Below are 6,542 nucleotides of genomic sequence, written 5' to 3'. Positions count from 1 at the left end.
CCCAAGGAAACCAAGCCCTACCACTACCAACTCGACCACCTCGGCACGCCGCAGGAACTCACCGCCCCGGATGGCGAAATCGTCTGGTGCGCGCATTACCGCGCCTACGGGGAAATCACCCGACTCGACATCGGAAAAGTCGACAACCCGTTGCGCTTCCAGGGTCAGTATTTCGATCAGGAAAGCGGGCTGCACTACAACCGCCATCGCTACTACAATCCGGATGTTGGTCGGTATCTGACGCCGGATCCGGTGAAGCTGGCGGGTGGAATTAACACATACCAGTACGTGCCTAATCCCACGGGGTGGATTGATCCGCTGGGTTTAAACGGATGTCCAGGTGAAAGGGGATGTAAACCTTCATCTGGTTTTCAAGAACCTTCAGCACAAGCGTCAATTAAAAAATCAGAACCCGACCCACCAATTTCGAATAGAGATGAGGAATATCTTTTTCGTGGAGATAAAACACCTCCAAACGAGGTATTTAAAAACGGCTTCAAAAGCAAAGGCGATAGTGAAGATCTATATTTGCATGCTGTTGACAGTCATGACCCACCAAGCAACTTTATTAGTACATCGCCTCTCCGCACAGTGGGAATCACCTTTGCAACCAGCTATGGAGATAAAAAAGGTTATTTGTATACGATCAGGAGCATTGAGGGTCATGATATAAACCTAGAGCTAGGCAACCAGACGCCATATCCCAAAGAAAAAGAATTTGCCATTCACCACAAAATAAAAACAGAAGATATTATAGGTGCTACGCCAGTCAAAGCTGATGGAAGTTATGTAGGATATTCGATTCCAAATCCAAACAGGAAATAAAATGAAAACGCAAAAAATACCTGCCATCATTGACAATCAAAAAACAGAAGTAACTGTTAAATATGACACCTCAAAGCTAATTATGGTATTTTCAGAGGCTGATAACTTTAAAACGATTTACGAAGGTATAGACATGTATGTTTGCCTCGCAAAAATCAGGGCAGACTTCCCTCATATAACCTTCCTATGCAAAGGTGCAAAGATAAACGTTAAGCCTTCAAGAATGGCATCTCAAATGAGTGCAGGCCTTGTGGCATACGAAATGACTTTAGGCAGACAAGCATCTAACGAAGACCTTGTTCACTTATTCGACTATGAAGAAGAAAACCTTACAAGCAACCCACAAGAACAGATTGATTTCTTTAAAAAATGGCTAGAATCACTGCGTGCTCAAGACTATGAAAAATTTAACTAAGCCTTTTTTATATGACTCCCCCCTGAGTTCGTACTCTGTGGTGAGCAGGCTTGCCCTGCGTTGGGCCGCAAAGCGGCCCCAATCCAGGCGATAGATGTCTTCAGGTGAAACGGCATTGTCTGTTTTGGGGCTGCTACACAGCCCAATGCAGGGCAAGCCTGCTCACCACAAAAGGGTGTCAATCAGCAGAAAATCACCGCTTCGAAAGCTCCATAATCATCCGACTCAACAAGTAAACCCGCGGCACCACACTCTCCACCTCCGCATACTCCTCCGGCGTATGAATATTCCCGCCAACAATCCCAAACCCATCCAACGTCGGCGTGCCTACCCCGGCTGACAAGCTGGCATCCGCCGCACCGCCACTGCCTTCAATCGTCAACGTCTTGCCCAACTCCCCATAAATCCCCTGGGCAATCGCCACCAGCTTGTCCGACTCCGGCGTCTGCGGCATCGGTGGCAGCCCGCGCTGCAGGCTGGTCTTCACTTCGGTCTCGGGGATCAGCTTGTTGGCCGACACCCGTGCCAGGTCCTTCTCGATGCGGTCAAACTCTTCCGGCAACGCCGCGCGCACATCCGCCTTGGCCATGGCCTGGTCGGGAATGACGTTGGTGCGGTCGCCCGCCTTGATCACGGTGAAGTTGATGGTGGTTTTCTTCTCAGCATCCCCCAGCTTGCCCAGTTGCAGGATCTGGTGCGCCGCTTCCATGGCGGCGTTACGGCCGAGTTCCGGGGCGACGCCGGCGTGGGCGGCTTTGCCTTTGACTTCGACCACGGCGGTAGCGCTGCCTTTGCGCCACACCACCAGGCCATCGGCCGGGCGCCCGGGTTCGAGGTTGAGGGTGACGTCGTGGGCCTTGGCGGTTTGGCGGATCAGCTCGGAGGCGGCGTCGGAGCCGGTTTCTTCACTGGCATCGAGCAGGAAGGTGATTTGCGCGTAGTCCTTGAAGCCCTGGTCCTTGAGGACTTTGAGCGCGTAGATGCCGGCGACGATGCCGCCTTTGTCATCCATCACGCCGGGGCCATAGGCGCGGCCGTCCTTGATGTGGAACGGGCGCTCGGCGGCCGAGCCTTCCTTGAACACGGTGTCCATATGGGCCATCAACAGGATTCTGGCTTTGCCGGTGCCCTTGAGGGTGGCGACCACGTGGCTGTTGTTGGCGGCTTTGTCCGGCACCAGCTCGATGGAAAAGCCCAGCTGTTTCAGCTCATCCACGGCGATGTCGCGCACTTGGGTCAGGCCCGGTTCATAACCTGAGCCCGAGTCGATGTTTACCAGGCGCTCCAGCAGTTTCAGGGCGTCGGCCTTGTAGTGTTCGGATTGGGCTTGGATCTGTTTATGGGGCTCGGCGCTGTAGGCCGGCACAGCGAAGGACATGGCCAGGGTGGCGGCCAGGAGGGTACGGCGGAAGGTGAAAAGCATGAACCGATCCTTGTTTTTGTTGGAAGGTGCCGTGACACCCTACCCCACAGACTGATCGCAACCAACCCTCGCGCACCGCACCGCCACACCCAGCAGCAGAGCAGCCGTGATGCGTTGCATCAGAGGGCGTGAGCAAGTGCCCCCTCAACGAAGCCCTCGACCGCCTGCGCGGGCGCAACCTGCTCGCTTCCAGCCAAGGCCGTGGCTATTCACTAGAAATATTAGAAGTTTATTAGTACATAACCGTTTATCGGCTATGCAGCGGGATAAAACCTGTCGCACCAGCCTTTTTGCTTCGTCGTGTATCTCCTTATCGCCAGATACACTGGAATACAAAGGGTACAAGGCAAGGCCGGCGCCAGTGGCTAGACTGCGCCCCAACAAGCATTTAACGAGGAAGGCAGCATGGATCATGTCGATCACATCCTGATCGTCGATGACGACCGGGAAATCCGCGAACTGGTGGGCAACTACTTGAAAAAGAACGGCATGCGCACCACCGTGGTCGCCGACGGCCGCCAGATGCGCAGCTTCCTCGAGACCACCCCGGTGGACCTGATCGTGCTGGACATCATGATGCCCGGCGACGACGGTTTGCAGCTGTGCCGCGAGCTGCGGGTGGGCAAGCACAAAGCCACGCCGGTGTTGATGCTGACCGCACGCAACGATGAAACCGACCGCATCATCGGCCTGGAAATGGGCGCGGACGATTACCTGGTCAAACCGTTCGCCGCCCGTGAGCTGCTGGCGCGCATCAACGCGGTGCTGCGCCGCACGCGGATGCTGCCGCCGAACCTGGTGGTCAGCGAGACCGGGCGGCTGATCCGTTTCGGCCGTTGGCGCCTGGACACCACCGCCCGCCACCTGCTCGACGAAGACGACACCCTGGTCGCCCTGAGCGGCGCCGAATACCGCCTGCTGCGGGTGTTCCTCGATCACCCCCAGCGCGTGCTCAACCGCGACCAGTTGCTCAACCTGACCCAGGGCCGCGACGCCGACCTGTTCGACCGTTCCATCGACCTGCTGGTGAGCCGCCTGCGCCAACGCCTGCTGGACGACGCCCGCGAACCGGCCTACATCAAGACCGTGCGCAGCGAGGGCTACGTGTTCTCCCTGCCGGTGGAAATCCTCGAGGCCGAAAAATGACCTTAAGGTTTGGCTGGCCGCGTACCCTGGCGTCACAGTTGTCGCTGATCTTCCTGATCAGCCTGGTGTGCGCCCATGGCTTGTCCTTCAGCGCACAGTTCTATGAGCGCTACATCAGCGCGCGCACCGCCATGCTGGGCAACCTGGAAAACGACGTGGCCACCTCGGTGGCGATCCTCGACCGGCTGCCCGCCGACGAGCGCGCCAGCTGGCTGCCGCGCCTGGATCGGCAAAACTATCGCTACCTGCTCAACGCCGGCGAAACCGGCGAGCCGATGCGCAGCGACGACGTGCCCATGGCCGCCACCTCGATTGCCGATGCATTGGGTGAACACTACGCGCTGACCTTTCGCGACATCCCTGGGATGCAGAAGCACTTCCAGGCACACCTGACCCTGGCCGACGGCAACCCGATCACCCTCGACGTGCGCCCCTCCATGCTGCCCGTCGCGTACTGGCTGCCGGTGGTGCTGGTGCTGCAACTGGCGCTGCTGCTGGGCTGCACCTGGTTCGCCGTGCGCCTGGCCATCCGCCCGCTGACCCGCCTGGCGCGCGCCGTGGAGACCCTGGACCCTAACGCTCACCCCACGCCGCTGGACGAAACAGGCCCCACCGAAGTAGCCCATGCCGCGGTTGCGTTCAACGCCATGCAACAACGCATCGCCGAATACCTGAAGGAACGCATGCAGATCCTCGCGGCAATTTCCCATGACCTGCAAACCCCGATCACCCGCATGAAACTGCGCGCCGAATTCATGGAGGATTGTGCCGAACGCGACAAACTCTGGAGCGACCTCGGGGAAATGGAGCACCTGGTGCGCGAGGGGGTTGCCTACGCACGCAGCGTCCACGGCGCCACCGAAGCCAGCCACCGTATCAACCTCGACGCCTTCCTTGACAGCCTGGTGTTCGACTACCAGGACATGCACAAACAGGTGAGCCTCAGCGGCAAAAGCGCGGTAGTTCTCGACACCCGCCCTCACGCCCTGCGCCGGGTGCTGGTGAACCTGGTGGACAACGCCCTCAAGTTCGCCGGCGCCGCGCAGCTGGAGGTCGGTTCGACCGCCGATGGCGAGCTGTCGATCAAGGTACTCGACAACGGCCCGGGCATTGCCGAGGACGAACTGGTGCAGGTGATGCAGCCGTTCTACCGCGTGGAAAGCTCACGCAACCGCGGCACCGGCGGCACCGGCCTGGGGCTGGCGATTGCCCAGCAACTGGTGGTGGCGATCGGGGGCTCGTTAACGTTGAGCAACCGGCCGGAAGGTGGATTGTGCGCGCAGATCAAGATCAGCCTTTAAAGCAGGCCAACGTGATTCCTGCACGTTGACCAGTCTTGTTACACACCATATAGTGTGCCCACAAACAGAATAGACCACTACATAGTGTGCAGCCTCGGTATTTATCGACCACACTATGCGCAGTATTTCAATGCCTGAAGCCTGCAAAAACACTTATTTTTCGAATACCAGGAAGGAGCATTTCCATGCTGAGTTGGGATGAAGTCGACAACGAAGACACCGGTGCAGCGGTGATCAAGGGCGCCAATGCCGGCCACGCCAGCGAAGCCAACATGGACCGCCTCGACGGCGCCGGCGCCGCGGCTGCGCTGGAAGCCCGTAATGTGACCGCCAACGACTCCGCCGCGATCATCCGCGCCAAGGCCGCCCTCGACAAACTCGACGTCGCCGAAGGCCTCGCCGAACTCGAAGGCGCCTCCGCCCGCGTCGCCGTTGACGAAAAGCGCATGATCAACTGCCGCGCCGACCTCAACCAACTCGTGCCGTTCAAGTACGACTGGGCCTGGCAGAAGTACCTCGACGGCTGCGCCAACCACTGGATGCCGCAAGAGGTCAACATGACCGCCGACATCGCCCTGTGGAAAAACCCCGAAGGCCTGACCGACGACGAACGCCGCATCGTCATGCGCAACCTCGGCTTCTTCTCCACCGCCGACTCCCTGGTCGCCAACAACCTGGTGCTGGCCGTGTACCGCCTGATCACCAACCCGGAGTGCCGCCAGTACATCCTGCGCCAGGCCTTCGAAGAAGCGATCCACACCCACGCCTACCAGTACTGCATCGAATCGCTGGCCATGGATGAAGGCGAGATCTTCAACATGTACCACGAGATCCCATCGGTCGCCAAAAAGGCCGCCTGGGGCCTGAAGTACACCCGCTCGATCTCCGATCCGAAGTTCGAAACCGGCACCGTCGAGACCGACAAGGAGCTGCTGCGCAACCTGGTCGCCTACTACTGCGTCCTGGAAGGCATCTTCTTCTACTGCGGCTTCACCCAGATCCTGTCCATGGGCCGTCGCAACAAAATGACCGGCGTCGCCGAGCAGTTCCAGTACATCCTGCGTGACGAGTCGATGCACCTGAACTTCGGTATCGATGTGATCAACCAGATCAAGATCGAAAACCCACACCTGTGGGATGCCGAGATGAAGGAAGAAGCGACCCAGATGATCCTGCAAGGGACTCAACTGGAGATCGAATACGCTCGCGACACTATGCCTCGCGGTGTATTGGGCATGAACGCGGCGATGATGGAGGATTACCTCAAGTTCATTGCTAACCGTCGTCTGTCGCAGATTGGGTTGAAGGAAGAGTACCCAGGTACCACCAACCCATTCCCGTGGATGAGCGAGATCATGGACTTGAAGAAAGAGAAAAACTTCTTCGAGACCCGTGTGATCGAGTACCAGACTGGCGGCGCGCTGAGCTGGGA

Annotated in this window: 6 protein-coding genes; 5 read left to right on the top strand and 1 reads right to left on the bottom strand. The window is 58.2% G+C overall.

What is annotated here, in order from left to right; translation table 11 throughout:
• The coding region (locus BFN10_RS28875; RefSeq protein WP_208610098.1) for an RHS repeat-associated core domain-containing protein at positions 1–825 on the top strand (825 nt) is incomplete at its 5' end.
• A 1-nt stretch (position 826) separates the two neighbouring features.
• The gene (locus BFN10_RS17370) at positions 827–1,240 is read left to right on the top strand and encodes a hypothetical protein (RefSeq protein WP_071490718.1); all 414 of its coding nucleotides are present in this window, start codon (positions 827–829) and stop codon (positions 1,238–1,240) included.
• A 193-nt stretch (positions 1,241–1,433) separates the two neighbouring features.
• On the opposite strand, the gene BFN10_RS17365 is transcribed toward BFN10_RS17370, so the two are convergent.
• Positions 1,434–2,663, bottom strand: coding sequence for a M20/M25/M40 family metallo-hydrolase (locus tag BFN10_RS17365; protein ID WP_071490717.1), 1,230 nt, complete (start codon positions 2,661–2,663; stop codon positions 1,434–1,436).
• Positions 2,664–3,068: 405 nt separating this feature from the next.
• Here BFN10_RS17365 and BFN10_RS17360 point away from each other — a divergent pair, with 405 nt between their 5' ends.
• The 3 genes from BFN10_RS17360 to BFN10_RS17350 form a co-directional block, all read left to right on the top strand.
• Entirely contained in the window at positions 3,069–3,809 is a 741-nt protein-coding gene (locus BFN10_RS17360; RefSeq protein WP_071490716.1) for a response regulator, read from the top strand.
• On the top strand, positions 3,806–5,110 hold the full coding sequence (locus BFN10_RS17355) for an ATP-binding protein (RefSeq protein WP_071490715.1): 1,305 nt from the start codon (positions 3,806–3,808) through the stop codon (positions 5,108–5,110). The genes BFN10_RS17360 and BFN10_RS17355 overlap by 4 nt, the downstream gene beginning before the upstream one ends.
• A 185-nt stretch (positions 5,111–5,295) precedes the next feature.
• A partial coding sequence (locus BFN10_RS17350) for a ribonucleotide-diphosphate reductase subunit beta (RefSeq protein ID WP_071490714.1) occupies positions 5,296–6,542 on the top strand: 1,247 nt, incomplete at its 3' end.

The sequence above is a fragment of the Pseudomonas extremorientalis genome (genome assembly GCF_001870465.1).
GTDB lineage: Bacteria > Pseudomonadota > Gammaproteobacteria > Pseudomonadales > Pseudomonadaceae > Aquipseudomonas > Aquipseudomonas extremorientalis.
The sequence above is the reverse complement of the archived record's forward strand: the minus strand, read 5'-3'. Positions and strand labels throughout refer to the sequence as shown.

Coding starts and splice junctions, on each gene's coding strand:
- BFN10_RS17370 (WP_071490718.1), top strand. CDS start 827: ATGAAAACGCAAAAAATACCTGCCATCATTGACAATCAAAAAACAGAA.
- BFN10_RS17365 (WP_071490717.1), bottom strand. CDS start 2,663: ATGCTTTTCACCTTCCGCCGTACCCTCCTGGCCGCCACCCTGGCCATG.
- BFN10_RS17360 (WP_071490716.1), top strand. CDS start 3,069: ATGGATCATGTCGATCACATCCTGATCGTCGATGACGACCGGGAAATC.
- BFN10_RS17355 (WP_071490715.1), top strand. CDS start 3,806: ATGACCTTAAGGTTTGGCTGGCCGCGTACCCTGGCGTCACAGTTGTCG.